At 54.2% G+C, this 20,017-nt stretch carries 17 protein-coding genes and 1 riboswitch; of the genes, 1 reads left to right on the top strand and 16 read right to left on the bottom strand.

Annotated elements, in window-relative coordinates; translation table 11 throughout:
• Positions 1-152: 152 nt before the first annotated feature.
• The 12 genes from KVT34_RS03415 to pyk form a co-directional block, all read right to left on the bottom strand.
• Positions 153-446: a KGG domain-containing protein gene (locus KVT34_RS03415; RefSeq protein ID WP_217556681.1), complete on the bottom strand. Its 294-nt coding sequence runs from the start codon at positions 444-446 to the stop codon at positions 153-155.
• A gap of 235 nt (positions 447-681) precedes the next feature.
• A complete protein-coding gene (locus KVT34_RS03410) occupies positions 682-1,368 on the bottom strand; it encodes a response regulator transcription factor (protein ID WP_217556680.1) in 687 nt (228 codons plus the stop codon).
• The gene (locus KVT34_RS03405) at positions 1,365-2,843 is read right to left on the bottom strand and encodes a sensor histidine kinase (RefSeq protein ID WP_217556679.1); all 1,479 of its coding nucleotides are present in this window, start codon (positions 2,841-2,843) and stop codon (positions 1,365-1,367) included. The genes KVT34_RS03410 and KVT34_RS03405 overlap by 4 nt, the downstream gene beginning before the upstream one ends.
• Positions 2,844-2,857: 14 nt before the next feature.
• On the bottom strand, positions 2,858-3,604 hold the full coding sequence (locus KVT34_RS03400; RefSeq protein ID WP_217556678.1) for an ABC transporter permease: 747 nt from the start codon (positions 3,602-3,604) through the stop codon (positions 2,858-2,860).
• Positions 3,597-4,331, bottom strand: a complete 735-nt coding sequence (locus KVT34_RS03395) for an ABC transporter ATP-binding protein (protein ID WP_217556677.1) — start codon at positions 4,329-4,331, stop codon at positions 3,597-3,599. The genes KVT34_RS03400 and KVT34_RS03395 overlap by 8 nt, the downstream gene beginning before the upstream one ends.
• A gap of 86 nt (positions 4,332-4,417) precedes the next feature.
• Positions 4,418-5,332 carry a hypothetical protein gene (locus KVT34_RS03390; protein WP_217556676.1) on the bottom strand — a complete coding sequence of 305 codons (915 nt, stop codon included), beginning with the start codon at positions 5,330-5,332 and terminating at the stop codon, positions 4,418-4,420.
• 225 nt (positions 5,333-5,557) lie between these two features.
• Entirely contained in the window at positions 5,558-6,565 is a 1,008-nt protein-coding gene (locus KVT34_RS03385; protein WP_254634592.1) for an ABC transporter substrate-binding protein, read from the bottom strand.
• A 5-nt stretch (positions 6,566-6,570) separates the two neighbouring features.
• Positions 6,571-7,377: an ABC transporter ATP-binding protein gene (locus KVT34_RS03380; RefSeq protein ID WP_217556675.1), complete on the bottom strand. Its 807-nt coding sequence runs from the start codon at positions 7,375-7,377 to the stop codon at positions 6,571-6,573.
• Positions 7,374-8,555: a FecCD family ABC transporter permease gene (locus KVT34_RS03375; RefSeq protein ID WP_217556674.1), complete on the bottom strand. Its 1,182-nt coding sequence runs from the start codon at positions 8,553-8,555 to the stop codon at positions 7,374-7,376. The genes KVT34_RS03380 and KVT34_RS03375 overlap by 4 nt, the downstream gene beginning before the upstream one ends.
• Before the next feature lie 98 nt (positions 8,556-8,653).
• A riboswitch (cobalamin riboswitch) is annotated at positions 8,654-8,855 on the bottom strand.
• A 102-nt stretch (positions 8,856-8,957) separates the two neighbouring features.
• Complete coding sequence (locus KVT34_RS03370; protein ID WP_217556673.1) at positions 8,958-10,874, bottom strand: ATP-dependent DNA helicase; 1,917 nt, start codon at positions 10,872-10,874, stop codon at positions 8,958-8,960.
• 140 nt (positions 10,875-11,014) lie between these two features.
• Positions 11,015-12,898 (bottom strand): TolB family protein, encoded by a 1,884-nt coding sequence (locus KVT34_RS03365; RefSeq protein ID WP_217556672.1) that lies wholly within the window; start codon positions 12,896-12,898, stop codon positions 11,015-11,017.
• Positions 12,899-13,070: 172 nt separating this feature from the next.
• Complete coding sequence (gene pyk / locus KVT34_RS03360) at positions 13,071-14,486, bottom strand: pyruvate kinase (RefSeq protein WP_217556671.1); 1,416 nt, start codon at positions 14,484-14,486, stop codon at positions 13,071-13,073.
• 113 nt (positions 14,487-14,599) lie between these two features.
• Here pyk and KVT34_RS03355 point away from each other — a divergent pair, with 113 nt between their 5' ends.
• Positions 14,600-15,382, top strand: coding sequence for a helix-turn-helix transcriptional regulator (locus tag KVT34_RS03355; protein ID WP_217556670.1), 783 nt, complete (start codon positions 14,600-14,602; stop codon positions 15,380-15,382).
• Between the two features lie 139 nt (positions 15,383-15,521).
• Here the strand turns inward: KVT34_RS03355 and KVT34_RS03350 are convergent, their stop codons facing one another.
• The 4 genes from KVT34_RS03350 to KVT34_RS03335 form a co-directional block, all read right to left on the bottom strand.
• On the bottom strand, positions 15,522-15,962 hold the full coding sequence (locus KVT34_RS03350) for a DUF6376 family protein (protein ID WP_217556668.1): 441 nt from the start codon (positions 15,960-15,962) through the stop codon (positions 15,522-15,524).
• A 909-nt stretch (positions 15,963-16,871) separates the two neighbouring features.
• Positions 16,872-17,228 carry a Rieske (2Fe-2S) protein gene (locus KVT34_RS03345; RefSeq protein WP_217556666.1) on the bottom strand — a complete coding sequence of 119 codons (357 nt, stop codon included), beginning with the start codon at positions 17,226-17,228 and terminating at the stop codon, positions 16,872-16,874.
• A gap of 18 nt (positions 17,229-17,246) precedes the next feature.
• Entirely contained in the window at positions 17,247-18,311 is a 1,065-nt protein-coding gene (locus KVT34_RS03340) for an amidohydrolase family protein (protein WP_217556665.1), read from the bottom strand.
• Positions 18,312-18,359: 48 nt separating this feature from the next.
• Complete coding sequence (locus KVT34_RS03335; RefSeq protein WP_217556664.1) at positions 18,360-19,922, bottom strand: extracellular solute-binding protein; 1,563 nt, start codon at positions 19,920-19,922, stop codon at positions 18,360-18,362.
• Between the last annotated feature and the right edge of the window lie 95 nt (positions 19,923-20,017).

Below are 20,017 nucleotides of genomic sequence, written 5' to 3'. Positions count from 1 at the left end.
TCCTGAATTGATTGTGTTTCATTATAAAGAGTATTTATCCAAAAGTCAGGCTAAAGTTTGATTATAATTAAAAAAGCCCGCCGGATTTCGGCGGACTTTTTCCATAACTTATAAGATAAGGGTTGATGCGTGTCTGATTGTCTACAGTTCGTTTAGCTGCGGTCACGCTGGCGGGCTCTTGCTTCGCCGCCTTTGCGTCCGGCTTCTTCGCGGCTCATTTTGCCGTCGCCGCCGCTATTGCCACCATTTCCGTTGTTACCGCGAGCTTCGCCGCCTTTTTGACCGATTTCCTGGTAGAAATCTTTGTCATGATTGCGGGAAGTGGCTTCGCCGCCCTTTTCACCAATTTCCTGATAAAACTCTTTATCATGGTTCTTGGAGGTTGCTTCTCCACCCATACGTCCTGCTTCTTCACGGCTCATTTTGTTGTCATCATTACGTGCCATTTTGAATCACTCCTTACAGGTATTGAATTTTTTTGGCATTGTGGCGTTGCCTATGTCTTATTTACCCTTGGTCAATTTTTTGAAACAAGGTTTCTGTTTTCGACCGCATGGTTCTCCTCGGAACATGTTCCCGGCGATCCAGCCGTAAAAGGAATCGTTGCTAATCCGCCGACTTTCTCCGAAAAGCAAAAAAGCAGGCCCGCAACCGCCTCCTGCTCCAATTTGCCCCGATATTCTATAAGCGGAAACGATAGCCCGCGCCCCAAACGGTTTCGATATACTCGGAATTCGAGGAGTCCAGCTCGATTTTCTCCCGCAGCTTTCGGATATGGACGGTAACCGTCTGAGAATCGCCGAGCGAATTCATGCCCCACAATTTCTCGAAAAGATGATCCTTGCTGAACACCCGGTTAGGATTGCGCGCGAGAAACCAGAGCAGATCGAATTCCTTCGTCGTCAGCGTAATTTCACTACCGCGCAGAAAAACCCGGCGGGAATCGAGCTGGATGACAAGCTCACGGATGGACACCTCATCCTTGCTTTTCGGGGGCCCGATCAGCCGCTCATAACGGGACAAATGCGCCTTCACGCGCGCGACGAGTTCGGCGGGTTTGAAAGGCTTGGTGATGTAATCGTCTGCCCCGAGGCCCAAGCCCCGGATAATGTCGATGTCTTCTTTTTTAGCCGTGACCATCAGGATCGGAATGTCCTTCTCTTCCCGGATTTTCCTGCACACCTCAAATCCGCCGATGCGGGGAATCATGAGATCCAGGAGGATCAGATCGTAATTTCCCGTCAAGGCGAGACGCAGTCCGTTCTCCCCGTCCTCCGCGATATCGACTCCGAACCCGTGAACCTCCAGGTAATCTCTTTGCAGCTCGGCTATCAGACGCTCGTCTTCCACGATCAATATGGATTTCATATGGAATCACTCTCTTTATTCGTTCGGATCGGAAGCACGATCGTAATGCAGCTGCCCTCGTCCGGAAGGCTACTTGCCCGGATCGTGCCCCCGTGGCCGTCGATAATCTGCTTGGAAATGGCAAGGCCCAGGCCGCTGCCTCCGGTATCGCTGTTGCGCGACGGGTCGGCCCGGTAAAACCGCTCGAAGATATGCGGAAGAGATTCGGGATCGATGCCCCGGCCGTTATCAAATAGTTCGATCCGGACCTCTTCTTCCGTTCCCAGAACCTTCAGCCCGATCTGTTTATCGGGTTTATTCATATATTTGACGCTGTTGTCGACGATATTTACGAAAACACGCTTGATTTTATCCCGGTCTATCGCCAGCTCCGTGTGCGGTTTCAGCCTGATATCGGCCGAGTACCGGATGCCTTGTTTACCGAGCTCGAACTCCAGCTCCGAAGATAAATCTTCGATAAACGCATACAGATCGACTCTCTCGAAATTGAACGGCACACGGTTTAAATCGAGTTTGGAGTATAAAAACAGCTCGTCGATCAGATGATCCATCTCCTCCACTTTGGTGGTAATGATGCCGATGTATTTCTCCCGTTTCTCGTCGGTATCCGCAATTCCGTCCCCGAGACCTTCAACGTACCCCCGTATGGCCGTCAGCGGAGTCCGGATATCGTGAGAAATATTCGAGATGAGCTCTTTTCGGTTTTCTTCATATTGCAGCTGCGTCTGGATGGACGCTTTAAGCTTCATCCTCATCTGCTCGAAGGCCGCGCTAAGCTCCCCGATTTCATCCCTGCCCGAAGGCACGACTCGGGAATCGAGATCGCCGGCCTCTATCCGTTTCATGGCGGCTTTCAGCGTATTCAGCGGTTTAATGATGCTTCTGGACACGAAATAAGTCAGCAGCGTATGCGTGAGAATGAGAATGACGATTAAAGCGATAAACAAGATCGGGAAAAACTTCCGGGCGAAAGTGACGAACGGGCTTACGGCCGTTACGACGAACAGGCTGCCTTTCTGACCGTCTTCAAAGTTGAAATCCACATGAACGATCTCGACAAGCTGTTTGCCGATCCGCTCGGGTTTGGTCATCTTCACGCTTCCCGGCTTTTCATATACCGGCAGGTTCTTAAGAAGCTGCGGATAAGGAAAAGAAGCTGCGGCATAAGCAATTTCATCGCCTTTGCGCAGAATTAGATTGGATTGGTTCCGCTGCAGCTCCCCGTCTATTTCCGCCAGGTAGGACGCATCGTTCCAAGCTGCAGGGTCAATTTCCGTGGTGCGTTTGATTTCTTTGAGCAGCCGCTCGATACCGCGGTTCTCGTAGCGGCCTTCGCCTTCGCCGTACTGGTCTTTGATGGACTGCAAATCGCCGCGGAACACCACGACGAGAAGCATCGCCGTTATGAGCATCATAACAAGCGGGATAACGAGCATTGCGGCATACGAAAGCAGCAGTTTGAAACGGATAGACATAGGCTTTTCCCCGTTCACACTTCTTTTCGATCAAATTTATAATAACCGAAGGCAAAAAACAAGAGGCTGCTGGAAAGCAGAAACAGAGAAGCCGTTATCCGTCTTCCCGCCGGAACCCCGTCATTCAGCCAAAGCAGATGCCAATCCGTATAAGACACGGGCGAGAACGCCGGGAAGGATTGGACGAAGAAAGGAGCCAGCTTGGCGGCCGCATACAAAGCGATGCCGAAGACGACGAATCCGCTGGCGCTTTTGAAAAACTGCGCGGCAAAAACAAATACGGCCGACAGGGCAAGCATGGAGGCAAACGCGGCCGCATACGCTTTGGCGGCTGACAGTCCTTCGGCTAAGCCCAAGGACGTTCCCGTGAACATCGCGCACAGCAGCGTAATCGCGAAGAGCAGTGCCAGGAGGATGGCGACGGCGGTTCCTTGGGCGGCCACCTTCGCGGTGAATATGTGAAAGCGTGTATGGGGACGCAAAAAAGCGAGTTTAAGCGTCCTTGAAGCGACTTCGTGAGGAAACTGGTCGCCTGTAAGCGTTAAAATAAAGAGGGGAATCCACAGCGCGGTGTAGAAACCGAGCATCTGGATCGGAAAAGAGCCGGTGATCGCCAGCAATCCAAGCACGGGCCCAAGCGACTGTAACGAGACGGCAAACAGAATCGGTAGCAGGATGGAGACCGCCCCGAAGATGCCGACCTTTTTCCGGTACAGCAGCAAATAAAGCTCCTTCACGTAACCCGCTTTCCATCTATGCACCTTGTAGCTCCCCCTCCCGGATTTCTTTCATGTAAAAATCTTCGAGCGTCCCGCCTTCCAGCACCAAACCGGAGACGTCCGCTTCTTTCTTCAAGCTGCCGCCGGCCAGAACCCCCGCCCGGCTGCAAAGCTGCTCGAGCTCGTGGATCATATGGCTGGAAATAAGGAACGAGGTCCCTTCTTCCGCCGACATCGTGCGGATCAGACTGCGGAACATGACCGTTCCCTCGATATCCAGACCGTTCGTAGGTTCATCCAGCAGAACAAGCTTCGGCCTCGGCAAGACGGCGGCCGCCAACGCCAGCTTTTGTTTCATGCCTGCCGAGAAGCCTTTGATTCTCTCGTGGCGAACCCCAAGCAGTCCGACGGTATCCAGCACCTCCTCCATCCGCTGTCCCGTCACCTGCGGATAAAAGCGTGCGGACTGCCGGAGATACTGCCAGGCCGTCAGAAAATCGGGAAAATCGGTCGATTCGATCATGCAGCCGACATTCGCCATCGCCTGCTCGTGATGGAGGCTCCTGTCGACGCCGAACAGGGTAACCGTGCCGCCATCGGCCCGGATCAGCCCCGTGATCAGCTTCAGCAGCGTCGTCTTTCCGGCTCCGTTCGGGCCGAGCAGACCATAGACGTCGCCGGCCTCCAGCCGCAGGCTGACCTCTGTTATTCCGCGTCCGGTTCCGCGGTATAGCTTCGTTAAGCCGCTGACCTCCAAAATCGGTTGCATCCGTATCACCTCTTCCTTTCTCGTCCGGCAGCCGGCGGACGTCGGTAACCCGCGTCCATCCGCTGCGGACGAAACAATCGGCCCGTTTAGCCGTTTTTGCCCTGCCATTTGTTCCGGTGCTCGGACTCCATCTTCTGTACGTTCTTGCCGTTCAGATCCACCGTATCCGGCGCGGTGCTATCGTATCCGGACAGATCCGCCTGAAGATGTACGACCATTTGATGAGTCTTGCCGCCTGCATCCTTGCCGGATACGGTCAGTTCCGCCTCCTGGTGCTGAATGTAGTTCGAAGGACTGATCGTCGCGTTAACGGCCACCTTCTCCAGGCGAATAGCATCGGTCAGCTCGGGAGCGGCCCCTTTCAGAAAATCATGGCCGAACGGGTTGGCCGCGTTGTCAGTCTTCTTCTCCGGCGCTCCGTGCTCCTTGGACCCCTGCTTGATGACAATCGGCGCAATCGCCTGCACGACAGCCGGCAGTTGAGCGCCGTCCAGCTCCGCCGATACGCGCTTGCTCCCGTCCCCTTTCACATCGACGGCGACATAATCTTTCAGATTGCCGACCAGCGCGTCGACCACGGTTTCCACTTGCTGCGGCATTTCTTTGTCCGCGGAGCCTTTAAAGCGCTTATGCGCTTCGGCCGCCGCCTCTTTTACATAATACACATCGCCGCTTCCCGGTTTGAAAATCGCTTGATCTCCCTGCTTGTAAAATTGAAGCGATTGTTTAGCGCCGCCCGCGGAAACTTCACCCGAGCCGCTTGCCGAGCCGCCTTCGCGGCTCATTTTAAACGTGCCGTTTGCGCTCAGCGCCACATTCCCGTTATCCCGCAAAGACCCTGCCGCCTGAACGGTCACACTTTGCACGGTCTTGGTGTTCTTCAACGCGGACTTGTAGGCGTCATACCCTGAAGTTCCCGCCATGGCGCTAATTCCCGTCGTGACCATCATGAGGCTGCTGATTCCGATTACGCTTCCCAGCACAAGCCATTTCTTGTTCATCTTCTTCCTCCTGAACCATTCGTATTTTACTGCCACTGTCATCATAGGCAAAAAAAATAAACCCCTTATGAAGCATCTATTAAAACTTTCTTAAATCACTTTCTAGTGAACATTTTTAGCTTAATCGCATAAAAAAAGCCCCTTTCGCAGGGGCTCATTTCATTCCTTCCATTCGGTCAGGCGGCTCTTATCGGCGCTGCTCGAAATCGGATCGGAAAAGAAGGTTTATTTTTTATGTACTTTATCCGGATATAACCCTTCCGCCAGCGTCTGCAGAGCGATCGGGGCGCGGATTCCTTCGGAAGCGGCCGACAGAGGAAGAACGAGCAGCCGCTTGTTCTTAATCGCCGGAATATCGGCCAGCTCCCTTTTGCCGAGGAGAAGCTCTTTCTTCTTGTCTACCGGCGTATCGCCGTAATCCATAATCACAATCACGTCGGGGCTGCGGCTGACTACCTCTTCCCAGCTGACTTCGACCCAGCTTTTCTGAATATCGTCGAAAATATTTTTGCCGCCGATCATGTTGATCAAGCTCGTAATGTAGGTGTTGGCCGCCGTAAAAGCTTTGTCTTCGCCGTTGTCGTAGATGAACACCTTCTGAGGAGTCCCGACCGTGCCGATTTGCTCTTGAATGTCTTTCAAGCGCTGCTTCATGCCGTCCACAAGCTCATTCGCTTTGGCCTCCACCCTGAAAATGCGGCCGATGTTCAAAATATCCCGGTACACATCCTCCAAAGTCGGAGCGGCTTTATTGGAAGATTCCTGCACATAGGTCTGAACCCCCTGTTTGGCGAGTTCTTCCCGGGTACCCACACTTTTCTCCGTAAACGCGCTTTTCCAGCCCGCATAGGCAAAATCCGGAGCGGCCTCCGCGAAAATTTCCTTGGACGGATAAGTTTTGGCGAGAACGGGAACTTTCTTGTACGCCTCCTGCAGCTCGGGCAAGATCTGATCGTCCAGGTATGCGGTGCCGGCCATATTTTTCTCCAGGCCAAGCGCAAGCATCACTTCCGTAGCATGCTGGTTTAAGGTCACGGCCCGTTTGGGCGCTTCCGCAAAATGAAGCTTCTGTCCCATATTATCAAGTTCTACGGCTGCCGCCGTTGTTCCCGCCGACTCCGCAGTCCCTCTCGGTACAAGTTCTTTCGTTGAATCGGAAGCGGAGCAGGCGCTTATAGCGGCCATGCAGACAAGAACCAGGCATACGAATAAAGAAAGTTTAAGAGATTTCATAAGATTCAAAAGGATTCCTCCGTCTTTTTTAGTCCGGCGTTATAAAAAGATTCCGGCAAGTATGTAATGACAGGCTTGCCTGTCAGGGCGTGCAGGTTCACCTCGGCGTTAACGCCGAATATGTCCCGGAGAACAGCAGGGACGAGAAGCTCCCCGGGCGTTCCTTCCGCCGCAATCCTTCCCTCGCTGATGATGTAGAGACGGTCGCAATAGTAAGCCGCCATATTCAGATCGTGAAGGGCGGCCAGCGTCGTGATTCCCAGCGAGCGGACAAGCTCCATGATCTGAAGCTGGTAGCGGATATCCAGGTGGTTCGTCGGCTCGTCCAAAATCAGAAACTTCGCCTGCTGAGCCAGCGCCCGGGCGATAAGCACCCGCTGCTTCTCGCCGCCGGACAAGGTCGCGAAGCTGCGTTCTCCGAAGTGTCCGAGTCCGACCGTTTCCAAGGCCCGGAGGCATATTTCCCGGTCCGCTTCCGTATCGCTTTCGTACCATTTCTTGTGGGGATATCTTCCCATCAGAACCATGTCCGCCACGCTGAAATCGAATTCCACGGAAGATTCCTGGCTGACGACGGCCATCAGTTCGGCCGCTTTTTTGTAAGGCAGATTCAGCAGCTCCCGCTCATCCAAAAACACCTGTCCCGCGTCCGGCTTTAGCTCGCGGTAGACCGTTTTGAGCAGGGTCGATTTCCCGCTCCCGTTCGGGCCGATCAGGCCGATAAACTCGCCTTCGCGGACGTTCAGGTTTACGGAATCGAGTATTTTCTTGGCCCCTATGGTCAGGGAAAGATGATTCGCTTCCATGTTCATTTTGAAGTTCCTCCGAACGCGTATGAGCTTCTGCGGAGCAGCCAGATGAAGAACGGGCCGCCGCATATCGCGGTGACGATGCCGATCGGCAGTTCTTCCGGCGCAAGCGCGAGCCTGGCCAGCACGTCGGCCCAGATGACGTAGACCGCCCCGAAAAGGACGCTCACCGGAAGCACCTTGCGATGGTCGGAGCCGAGCACCAGCCGGACGATATGAGGAATCATCAGGCCGACAAAACCGATAGAGCCGCTGACGGACACGATCGTTCCCGTGATCAGCGCGGTCACGATCACCAGACAGGTCCGGAACGCCGGCACATTGACCCCCATCGTTCCCGCTGCGCCTTCCCCCACGAGAAGAGCGTTCAACGACCGGTGCTGAAAGAGCAGGAAAAGGATACCGGACACCACGATCAGAGCCGGTGCGGTGAGGTATTCCCACTTCGCGCCCGCCAGGCTGCCCATCAGCCAGTAAACGACGGAGCGGATGCCTTGGGCGTTCGGCGCCATCGTGACGATAAAACTCGTAAACGCCGACATCATGCTCGCAACGGCTGTTCCCGCAAGCAGCAGCCGGGTGGTCGATATGCGGCCTCCTACCTTGGCGAAGGTAAAGACAAGCGCCATCGCGACCAGAGAGCCGATAAAGGCCGAAACCGGCAGCGCGTAAGCGCCAAGAAACGAGAAGCCGCCGAACAGCAGAACGAGGGTAGCCGCAACCGACGAGCCGGACGATACCCCGAGTATGTAAGGATCGCCGAGCGAATTGCGGATCAGCGCCTGGATCGTCACTCCGACCGCGGACAAACCCGCTCCTACGACAAGACCGAGCAGGACGCGGGGAAAGCGGATGTTCCAGATAATTTGCTCCTGTGCTTTCGTCCAATCCCGCTCGATCAGGCTGCCGATTCCCGGCATATGCGACAAAGCGATCTTCCAGACCGTGACGGGCTCAATTCGCACGGAACCGAGCATGACGGCCGCCGTCACGGAGATCACAAGGAAAAGCGACAAGCCGCCCAGCAGCAGCGGAAAAGCGGTTAGGGCGCGTGCCTTTCCGTCTTTTTTTACGGACGTGGAGCGGGCGCCCCCGGCCTCACCAGTCTCCCGTACCGTTTCTTTATTGCAAACCGACTGCAAGTCCTCACCTCGATCCTTGATATATTTAGGACTGACCATGCAAAAAAGCGCCTCTCCCTTCGTTTGCAGACAAAGGGAAAGACGCTCGTAATTTCAGTACGGAACGCATCTAACACCTCCCTATCTCCCGTAGGTTGATCGTGTTACGGATACAGGCAGGTCTCCTGGCTTTCAGCGTCATCATCGGCAGCAGTCTTCCCGGTACGGATACCAGTGACTAGGGTTGCTGCGACTCTTCTGTTACAGTGGCGGGACCGCGCCGGCATTGCACCGGACTTCCCTATTAAGCTGTACCGCGGCAAAATCTCTGCGGCAAGCACCTGTACCGAGTTATTCAATTCATCGTCCGGCTGTATTTTACACGAAATACGGAGTGCGAACCGGAAGCATCTTGTCTATCATAGCGGATACGACAGGAATCGGCAACATCTTCCATCCCGCTTAATCGGGCAGCAGGCCCCGGATTTGCTCTCTGATTGCGGGATTGTCCAAATCAAGACCGAGAACGGACACCATACCCCGGTCATCGCGTGACCGGATTAACCGCCCGATGCCCTGCCTCAGGCGGAGCAGCATGTACGGCATGTCCACGTCTTCGTACGGCTGAGCCGAATCTTTCCGTTTGGCCGCAAAGACGGGATCGTCCGGAGGAAAAGGAAGCTCCCAGACGATAACGTGGGACAAGGAAGGCCCCGGAATATCCAGTCCTTCCCACAGCGTTACCGCACAGAGGACACTTTCCTCGTCGTTTTGAAACGACGAGATGAGGTGACTGATTTCCGCCGAGCCTTCAAACAAAAACCGGTAATCGGCAGATTCGGGATACAGCGCCAAGCTCCCTCTGAAAGTTCCCAGCGCCTCGCGGGACGGGAACAGAATAAGCGCACGTCCTTCGGATTGCTTGAGCAGTTCCAGAACACGGCCGGTCTTATCCTCCTCCGGCTTGTCTGGATACAGGTTCGCCTTCATTTGGGCGCTGTAATCGTAAGGCGAAGGAACGGAGAACGAAAGGAAGCTCTCGATGCCGAGGCTGCCCGCCATGTAATCAAAAGAGCCGTTGACGGATAAGGTCGCCGATGAGAACACGACCGGCATTTTTTTCGAGAACACGCGATCTCTTAAAATCTCCTTGACCATTTTCGGCATGATGACCAGGGTGATGCCGTCGGAATCCTCCGTAACCCAAGAAATGAGCTGGCCGGGCTTATCGAACAAGCTCAAAGCAAGCTGAATCATTTCCAGGTGCTCCTCGACGATTTTGAGCTGGTAATCATCCAGGGTGGACAGCCCGCTCTCGAATACGAGCTCTTCCTCGATCACGTCGATCAGCTGCCGGAACCGGCTTACTTCCCGTTTCAGCTCTTCGTTCCAGGCGAATTCTTTCCGGTCCGAGGCCGGGACGGAATAGCTGCTTTCGTCCAGCACGCGGAACAGCGTTTCACTTTGGACGATAGCTTCCTCGATAGCCAGGGCCAGCGTTTCTCTGATCTCGCCTTCCAGAAGCCGGATGACGATGCTTTCGAATACCGCATGCTTCAATTTGTAGGTGAGCGCGTTTTGCGCGGCCGTTTCAAGCAGATGCCCTTCGTCGAAAACGACGGAGCTGTGCTCCGGCAGCAGAGGAAGCTGGCCTTCCCGTTTACGGGCCTCGTAGGTCCAGACATGTTCCATGTAGAAATCATGGGAACAAATGATCAAGTCGGCGGACTTGCGGTAATGCTCACGCGACAACGTCTGTCCGCAGCGATGCCGCTGGCTGCAGACGAGGCAGTCCTGGAACACGTCCCAGCCGATCCGTTCCCACTGCTCGTCCGTCAGCTCGGGGTACTCCTTACGGTTGCCGTACGGATAGAAAGACTGGAGCGTATCCGGGTAGTGGACGAACGAAGGAAGGCCGTGATAAATCTCGCTGAAGACTTCCTCTTCGTCAGAACCGCCGCCCCGGGTGTCGTCCAGCTTATTCAGGCAAATGTATTGATGCTGCGACTTGCCCATCCGGGCGTCAATCGTCAGATCGAGATGCCGGGCGAGCTTGGCGATATCCCCTTCGGGTTTGACCAGCTGCTCGATCAGCGACTCGTCCGCACAAGCGATAATCGCGGGTTTTCTCGTATAACGCGCATACGTAAGAGCGTAGAGCAGATACACCAGCGTTTTCCCGGTTCCCACTCCCGCTTCCGCAAAGATGGTCTGTTTCTCCTGGTAAGCCCTCTCCAATTGAAACGCCATATAAATTTGTTCGTCTCTCACTTCAAAACCGGCTTCCGGCAGAAGCTCGTAAAATACGTCGGCAATCCAGTCGCTTGCCTGCTGAATAAAAGGTTTCGTCGGATCAAATGCAAATGGATAATTTCTCAATCTGGCCGTGCCTCCACATCATCGTTACGTACATCTGTCCATTATACCGCAAAAGATCCCCGTGCGAATCCTCCTTTTCTTAGAAGCGCAAAATAAAATCCGCCCGGAGGCGGATTCGTCTTTCTAACTTGCCGGCTAAGTCATTGAAGTTTTTGGTAGACAAGCTCGGAATCGATCACATATTCCTCACCGGCCGCTTGCAGATCCCCGCCCGACAGATCTTTCGTTTCGGTGGTCCGGACCTTTTTCGACGCGATGTCATACGCGGTTATGGTCACGCTGCCTTTGGCGTAGTCGGTTTCCGCCCAGAGCAGCCGCTTCGGTTCAGAGGCCGAGAGCAGCTTCACAGTCCGCCCGGAATTCGTCTCGTCACCGACAAGCGTATACAGGGCGTTCCCCGCATCCACCAGCATGAGCGCGCCGGACTCTCCCAGGACGGGCTGCGGATTATGCAATTCCGCAAGCTTCGCCTCGCTTAGCTTCGTCAGCTTCCCCGTTGCGGGCTGCACGAGATGATAGACCGAGTTCGTTTTCCTCGGCTCACGGTCTTCCGCTCTCTCCAGGGTATAGCTGCGAAGAACAGCCGCGCTGGAGCTTCCCGCACTTGTGATGCCGATACTTCTTTCGGCGTTACCGGTGTTGCCGGCACTTAGGGTGCTGCCGAGGCTTTCGCCGCTGCCGCCGACCCAGCCGCGAAGCTCCAGCCGGTCCCCGTGCTTCAGCTCGCGTGCGTCGGTACTCCATACCGGTTTTCCGTCCCGGCCGAAAATCTTGATGCCCTGCGGAGCTATCACCTTGATATCTTCTCCGCCTATCACGTTCTCATCGCTGTTCGTGAACGTATACTCGTAAGCGGCGTAGCGGCTGTCCGGGCTCCATTTGAACGCCGGGTTTGAATGCAAACCGGTATCCGCCGGCAGATCGGCCAGCTTGACGCCTTTGCCGTCAAACAGCCGGTAGCCGTCCTTCTCATACCAGAAGCGCTCCCCGTCCGGCGATTTGAACAAGCGGAACACCGGCCACGTGTGGCTGAAGGTTCCGTCAAGCGCTTTGACGCCGCCGCCCGCAAGGTCCGCGATCCACAGCTTGCCCCCGCGGTAGCTGTTCAAGTACAGCTTGCTTCCGTCCGAGTTTAACCAGCCGGATGCCAGAAAATCCGGGGATAGATCGGGAGGGACGTTGGCCGCCAGTTCACGAAGACGTCCGCTGCCAACGTCCAACGACACGATCCGGTAGCCGATCCCCGCGCCGCCCGCCTTCCCGACGGGCTGGATCATAACGACATGAGAATCGTCCCTGAAGCCGTATCCCATGGCCAGTGTATCGGTCGAATAAGTGTCGCTCATTTGCAGATCGGCAAACGGAAACACCTTGAACGTCTTCTTCGCAGGATGCACGGCTACGAGATCGAGCCGGTACCGGGTTCCTCCTTCGGCCGGAGATGTCCTGCGGACGAGGTGCAGGACGGTTTTTCCGCTATCGGGAGAAACGAGAGACTGCATCACAGCTGCCGTCGTATTCTTCTCTTCGGCCAGTTTTAGCCGAAATCCACCCTTTTTCTCTTCGAGGCTCACGTTCAGAGAGCTGGAAGCCCCAGTGGTTTCCGAAGCTGACACGCCGGGTTCCTGAATAGACGGATGAGGAAGCTGCCTCGCTTCCAACGCGACGGGAAGTTCGCGCAAGCCGCTTCCGGAAGCCTCGATTTCGGACAAGCTCAGCAGCTTGCCGCTGGATGCGTCGATGTAATAGACCTCCTTGTTTCCGGATTCGAATTTCGCTTCCGCCTTCCAAACCTTTCGTTTCTCCGTGCGTGCCGCAGACGATCCGCTTTGCCCGGCTTCTTCTCCGAATAACTCGGGAGGATACTGCGTCAAGCCGACCTTCCATTCCGCCTTCCGGTCCGGAACATGACTTTGGGCAATCGATAATGCCTGCTTAGAACTCATTCCCGAAATCGGTTCCGAAACGGAAGTGGAGATCGTGTTCGCCGCAAGAAGGAAGACCAGCAGAAATGCCGTTTTCATTGTACCTTTTCCACCTTTCCTAAATCCTACCATTTAGACTCTATAATTTGGAAAAAGTTGCATGATAAAAGTGGATATAATGTCTTTAATACGACCATAAAAAGGACGGTATGATGAATGACGTCTACACTTTCAACAAAAAAAACCTCCCGTCGCCGGGAGGCTTTTCCTTCTATACCTGCATGATTTTAATCAAGTTCGTCGTTCCCGTCTTGCCGATCGGCACTCCCGCCGTGATGACGGTGTAATCGCCGCTTTGCAGGAGCCCCTGCGCGGTGCCGCTGGATACCGCGGCCTGGAACATATCGTCGGTCGTCTGTACAAACTCACCTTTTACGGGCAGCACGCCCCAAAGCAGGCACAGCTTGGTCAGAACTTCGTCGCTCGGCGCAATCGCGATGATCGGCGCCTTCGGTCTGTGCTTGGACACCATCCGCGGGGTGTACCCGCTCATCGTCGGCGTCAGAATCGCTTTCGCTCCGATCGCCTCCGAAGCGCTGACGGCCGCCTGACTGATAATCTCCGTCACGTTGACCTCTGCGGGAACGCCCGCTTGCCGGCGGCTCGCTTCCGCCATGTAAAGTCCCTCGGCTTTCTTGGCGATCGTGGCCATCGTACGCACCGATTCGACCGGATACTTGCCGGCCGCCGTCTCTCCCGACAACATGATCGCGTCGGAGCCTTGAAGAACGGCGTTCGCGACGTCGCTGACTTCGGCCCGGGTCGGACGCGGGTTGACCTGCATCGAGTCGAGCATTTGAGTGGCGACAATAACCGGCTTGCCCGCCCGGTTGCAGGATTCGATCATCACTTTCTGGATGACCGGGACATCTTCGACGGGAATTTCAACCCCCAGGTCCCCGCGGGCCACCATGATTCCGTCCGATGCTTCCACGATAGCTTCCAGTTCGTCTACGCCTTCCTGGTTTTCGATCTTGGAAATGATCTGAATGTGACCGCAGCCTTGATCCTCCAGAAGCTGCCGGACCGTAAGCACGTCTTCCGCTTTACGCACGAAAGACATGGCGATAATCTCAATCTTTTCGCGGATGCCGAACTCGATATGGCGGATGTCCCGCTCCGTGACACCGGGGAGCGTCGTATGCACGCCCGGCAGGTTAACCCCTTTGCGCGGCTTGACGACGCCGCCGTTGATCACTTCGCACGACACTTCCGTTCCCGCCGCCGAAACGACTCTCAGCTCGATAAGACCGTCGTCGATCAAAATTTTGTCCCCGGCTTTCACCACCTGCGGCAGTTCCGCATAATTAACCGAAATGCGTGTGCTGTCTCCCGCGATTTCCTCGCTTGTCAGCGTGAGAGATTCCCCCGCTTTCACTTCACACGACGCTTCCTTAAGCAGGCCGATCCGTACTTCCGGTCCTTTGATGTCCATCAGCACCGGTACGATGGCGCCCGTTTCTTTCGCCGCCTGACGGATCCGGCTGATCTGCAGGCTGTGATCCTCCAGCTCTCCGTGAGCCATGTTAATTCTTGCCACGTTCATTCCGGCTGCGATCAATTCCTTCAATACCTCGACGGAGCGGCATGAGGGCCCCATGGTGCAAACAATTTTCGTCTTCCGCATATGATCGGTCCTTCCTCTTCTTTGGTTGTCCCTATTGTAATTCGTTTCCGTTCGAGAGAAAATGAATTATAGTATTGCAATTGTACTATAGTATGTTTTATGAAGAGGGAACCATGATCACATTGACAAATATCCGGCACGACCGGCTGGCGGAATGGTACGAGGAAAGCGGGCCCGGCGGCAATATGGCCGCTTCGCTGATCATGCTGAGCTACGGGCGCTGCCTGTACTGGATCGAAAACGACAAAATTATGCTGGAGAAAGGCGACCTGCTCCTTATTAGAGAGGGTGTAACCTACTACGGCAAAAGCATTCCGACCTTCCTGCACAACAAATATGTCGCAAGCTTCCGGCTGACCGAAAAAGAACACGAGCTGCCGCTGCTGAGTAAACCATGGATAAAAATCCGCTCCGGCATGGCTGAATTTTTGCTTGAACGGACTCGTAAGTGCTACTCCGACTGGAAGGAGAACGAACCGTACGCGGCAATTCGCGGACAAGCCATTCTCCTGGAAATGCTCGCTCTATTAAGCCGTGAAGCGGATCAGGCGTCCGTATCGTCCGAAACGGGAAAACATGCGGAACGGATGAAGCAGTATATCCGCGACCATTACCGCAAGAAAGTGACGAAAGACGATCTGGGTGAATTTATCTCGAAAAGCCCCAACTATACCGCCGCTCTTTTCAAAAAAGTAACGGGGCAAACGATCAGCGAATATGTCCATTCCGTACGGGTGAAGAAGGCCGTCTATATGCTGATGGATTCGCTGCTGACAATCGCCGAAATCGCCGAATTTGTCGGGTACGAGGATGTTTCGTATTTTCAGCGGATTTTCAAAAAAACGACCGGCCGCACCCCTTCCTCCTATATGAAGGAAAGGCCGCCGAGGAATTGACCCGCATGTGCGGATAAATGGAATGATCATGGCGGGCAAAAGTGCCGCGCTCCAACAAAAAAAGCCCTCAAGGGGCCTGAATATTTATGCGTCCCGGCCGCTTCTTTCACAGGTTAAGGGCCGTGCTGTTGAACTTGGTTTACTGACCCAGGTTCTGGATTTTCTCGGTAAGCCGCTTCATTTCGTTGACCTGCTGAATCACCGGAGATTGGAGAAGCGATTGATAATCGAACACTTGGCTGTTAAGCTGCTCCAGATGTCCGTTAATCGTGCCCAGCATCGTTTCGTTATATCCGACAATCTGCTTATGCAGGTCTTCGGCGAAGCCCGGCGCGTCCAGTCCGTTAAAACTGGAAATATTCTCTCGCATTGCTTCCAGTTCTTTTTTCACTTTCTCACCTGCCTGGGGATCGGTTACGGCATCGCGGGCGGCGGGCAGGTTTTCGGCGAAAGCGGCGGCTTCCTGGAGATACGTTTTCGCTTCTTCCCCATAGTTCAAGGTACTGTTTACGCCTTCCAGAAGCGAACAGCCCGACAGCATCAAAACGGTCAAAACCGCAAGGACGAGTCTGGATTTCATGAATCTAAGGCCTCCTTTTGTTTCCATTTAAACGGTAATACCGTTTTGAGCGGGATTCGGTTTCACTGCGGTGTTTCTACTTACAGGCCTTGGCCTGAAAAAACTTAAAAAAGAGCCGTACAGGCGCAGTTCTTTAACCGGTGACATTTTCGAATGTCTAGCAATTATAACGCTTTAGGTTTAAACCCTTTTCCCTCTCGATATTTGCTGTGGTTATCCTGAACCTAGTTTTTACAATAAAAATACGCTATAATTTTTAATAGATGTATATAAATGGATTATGGTGTAGTAGATTATTCGAGGGGATTGTAATGAAAAGTAAAAAATTCATAATTTCCGCAATGGGGTTTAACGTTATTTTGATGTTATTTGCTTTATATGGTCGGAGCTATGTGGAATATGCTCCAACTATCGGATGGTTAGGTGCCTTTGTGACAACTTTGATTATTTTCATTTCATACCTCAAAATAAAATAGATCGCGCATCGATAACAGTTATTGTTAAAGCCGTGAAGTCGGCTGTATCCAACATCTCTCATTAAATACTGCAACAACCATACGTTCACACTCACACCTCATTCACTTCAAGGCAAGCTAGTGGTGTGGCGTGCTATAGCAGGTTCAAGTTAATACTGCATTGGCGGGATTAGGTTTCACTATGCGGTGTTTCTACTTACAGGCCTCTACCCTGTTTTGAACAAAAAAAGAGCCGCACAACGCAGCTCTTGGATATATAGACGGTTTGTTTCTTCAAGTTGCTTTCACATCACAGACGGCTAATTTTTCAACAGGTTGCTTCCCGTCCTTTTTGACCGCCCCTCTTGCTCCTGACACGCCGCTACGCACACGGGAGATGCCTTTCGGTATATCCCATTCTGCGCTCTTCATTGGCACGACACGATTACTTCCCTTATTTTCCAAGCACAATGCCAATTCGGCCGTCCTTAATTTCCAGTTCGTATTTCTTGACCCGGGTCCGGTCGCTGAACAAGGACTTCCCGGTTTTGATATCGAATTCCCAGCCGTGCCAAGGGCAGCGCACAATTTCGCCCTGGCGGCTGTAATCGTATTCGTAAACGTCCGACGGAAGATTCGTCCCGGAGACAAGCCCCGCGCACATCGGCGCACCCTGGTGCGGGCAGTAATTGTGAAGCGCGTAAAATTCCCCGCCGATCCGGTAAATGCAAATTTCCCGCCCCTCCACCTCGACCAGGACACGCCCGCCTTCGGGAACGTCTGCCGCATCCAGCACATCGTGTACCGCCATAATCAAACGCCCCTCCGTTTACGTTAAGTTATAGAGTTTTTTCGCGTTCTCGTAAAAGATTTTGCGCCGGGCTTCCGGCTTCAGCTTGCGCAGGATCATATCTGGCGCATCGAAATCCCAATGCGGATAGTCGCTGGAATAGAGAATCATGTTCTCCGCGTCGAACATGTTGAACAAGTCGACCAGATGCTGCGGATTGTCCGGCTCCTCGATCGGCTGCGTCGTCAGGAAGCAATGCTCCGCGACGTATTGGCTCGGCATCTTCGTCAGCCACGGAACGGTGGAGCGGAGCGCCTTGTAGTTCTTGTCGAGCCGCCACATCAGCGGCGGCAGCCAGGCGATGCCGCCCTCGACGAGCACAACCTTCAGGCGGGGGAACTTGGCGAATACCCCCTCGCATACGAGGCTGACCAAATGGGCCATGAACATTTGGGACAAGCACGTATGCCACTCGATGTATCTCGCCGGATACCCCGCCGCCGTAGGCGCGGTCGAGCTGCCTCCTCCTTCGGCACCCGGATGGATAGCGACGGGCAGGCCGTGCCGCTCCGCCGCTTCGTAGATCGGGTGATAGAAGCGGTGCCCCAGCGGCCAGCGTGCGGCGCTGGAGATGATCACTTCGACGATGTCGGGATGATCCCCGACCCGGTCGATCTCTCTGGCGGCGAGCTGCGGGTCAAGCGTCGATACCGCCAGAGCGCCCTTGAACGCCTTATGCTTGCCGAGCCACTCGGCGATAAGGAAGTCGTTGTAGGCGGAGCAGATAGCCGCCGCGTAATCCGGGTCGTGCGTCGTCGAGATGTTGTAGACGACGCCCGTCAGGACGGCGTACTCGACGTTATAGCCTTCGATAAGCTGCTTGATCATGAAGTCGGGATCGGAACCGGCTTTCCCTCCTCCCGGCGGAATCGAGTCCTTCTTCATCACGCCGATCGGCGAGTAATAACCGGAGCCCGAGTAACCGATGCCCGTTGCCGCGACTCTGGATTTCCATGGCTCCGGCAAATACGGGATCAGGTCCGAGTCGTTCTGTTCGTTGTGAACGTCGGTATCGATGACTTTCAGCTTCTCCGCTGCTGCCACAGCTTTCCCTCCTTCGTAGTGATGCTGTCCTTGTACTCGGCTCAAGGTCTATTTCTTGCCGTACGTCCGGGTATAGGCCGTATTGTACATGTTCAGCAAATCGTCCGCGCCCATCTTCTTAACCTGGTCCAGGAATTGCTGGTAAGTCGTATCGTTGATCGGTGTTTTTCCGGTGACGAACTCCGTTAATTTCTGTTCCAGGAATTTGTTCAGGTTGTTCAGCTTCGATTTTTCCAGTTCCAGCTCTTCCTGCGTTTTTACGATTTGTTTCGGGGACGGCACGATAAACGGCTCATACCGCTTGTTGATATCTTTGCTCTTGTCGCTCAGCCCGCGTTCCCAGACCTCACGCGATTTCGCATTGTCCAGGGTGATCAGGTCGTACCAGACGCCCCAGTCCTTGCGCAGCGTATTGAACGGGGAAGCGCCGAATTCTTTCATATAAACGGGCTTGCCGTTTTCCATCGTGTAGGTTTTACCCTCGATTCCGAGGGACAAGTAGTTCGAGCCTTCCTCGCTGACGAGATAGTCCAGGAACTGAACCGCCCGGTCCTTGTCTTTGACCTTTGCGGAAATCGCTCGCCCGACGGCTCCGATTACGGGACGGGAGAACTGGTAATTTTTGATGCCGTCCGCGGCAAACTGCGGGATCGCATCGAGCTCGAAGGTAGAGGTGCCCGCTTTGCGGCCTTTGTCCGTCAACGATTCCAGATCCGCTTTCCAGAAGTAGGTCACGAGCGACTTGCCTTTCAGAATGCGTTCCTCCCACTGGGCCTGGGTGAGCAGGGAATACTCGGGATCGAGCAGCTTTTCGGTATACAGCTTATTCAGGAAAACGAGCGAGTCTTTGTAGCCTTTGTGATACGGAGCGAACGCATATTTATCGGTCGTCGGGTCGATGTTGAAGAAGCCCTGTATGCCCGTAAACGCCCGGCCGAACACCGTATACAGTCCCGTGTCGCCCACGATCGCATTTGGAATGAGCGGATACGAGTTCGGTTCTTTTTCCTTATAAGACTTCAGGAACTGGTAAAATTCATCCAAGTTTGTCGGCGGCTTCAGCCCGTACTTATCCATGAGATCTTTGCGGGTGTACCAGATGAAGTTAAAACCTTTGCCCTCCGCATCCCCTTCGATTACGGGCACCGTATAAATACCGCCGTCGGCTCCGCTGGCAACCGCTTTCGCTTCCGGATATTTCTCGTAGAACGCTTTCAGATTCGGCGCTTTGTCCAGGTAGTCCTTCAAGTTCAGAAACACTTTGTCGGGACCGTGCTCCCTGCCCTCCTGGGTGCTCACCTGGATAAAATCCGTGACGGAGTTCGTGGCGATCATGATCTGTCTTTTCTCGGTGAGTCCTTCTTGGCTGACAATTTGAAAATCGACGCTGACGCCTGTCTTTTTCTCGATCTCTTTGAAAATTTCCCAGTCCTGCCGCACTTTTCCCTCTACCCGGTCATACGCCAGCCATGAAAATTTGACGGGTTTCTTGGCGTCCGAACCTCCGCCATCCCCCGGTGAAGCCCCCTGATCCTTGCTGGAACATCCCGCCGCAACGACACCGGCAAGCAGAGCGACAGTTAAAATCACGGCAAACGGTCTTTTTTTCATTTCCGAACCTCCCCATAATGGTAGCTTCTAGTCTGCTGGATAGCTTTACTGGTAATGCTGGTCCTCATGGTCACGCTAGTCATGTTAGTTCCTGT

The sequence above is a fragment of the Paenibacillus sp. GbtcB18 genome (assembly GCF_019091125.1).
Classification (GTDB): domain Bacteria; phylum Bacillota; class Bacilli; order Paenibacillales; family NBRC-103111; genus Paenibacillus_F; species Paenibacillus_F chitinolyticus.
The sequence above is the reverse complement of the archived record's forward strand: the minus strand, read 5'-3'. Positions and strand labels throughout refer to the sequence as shown.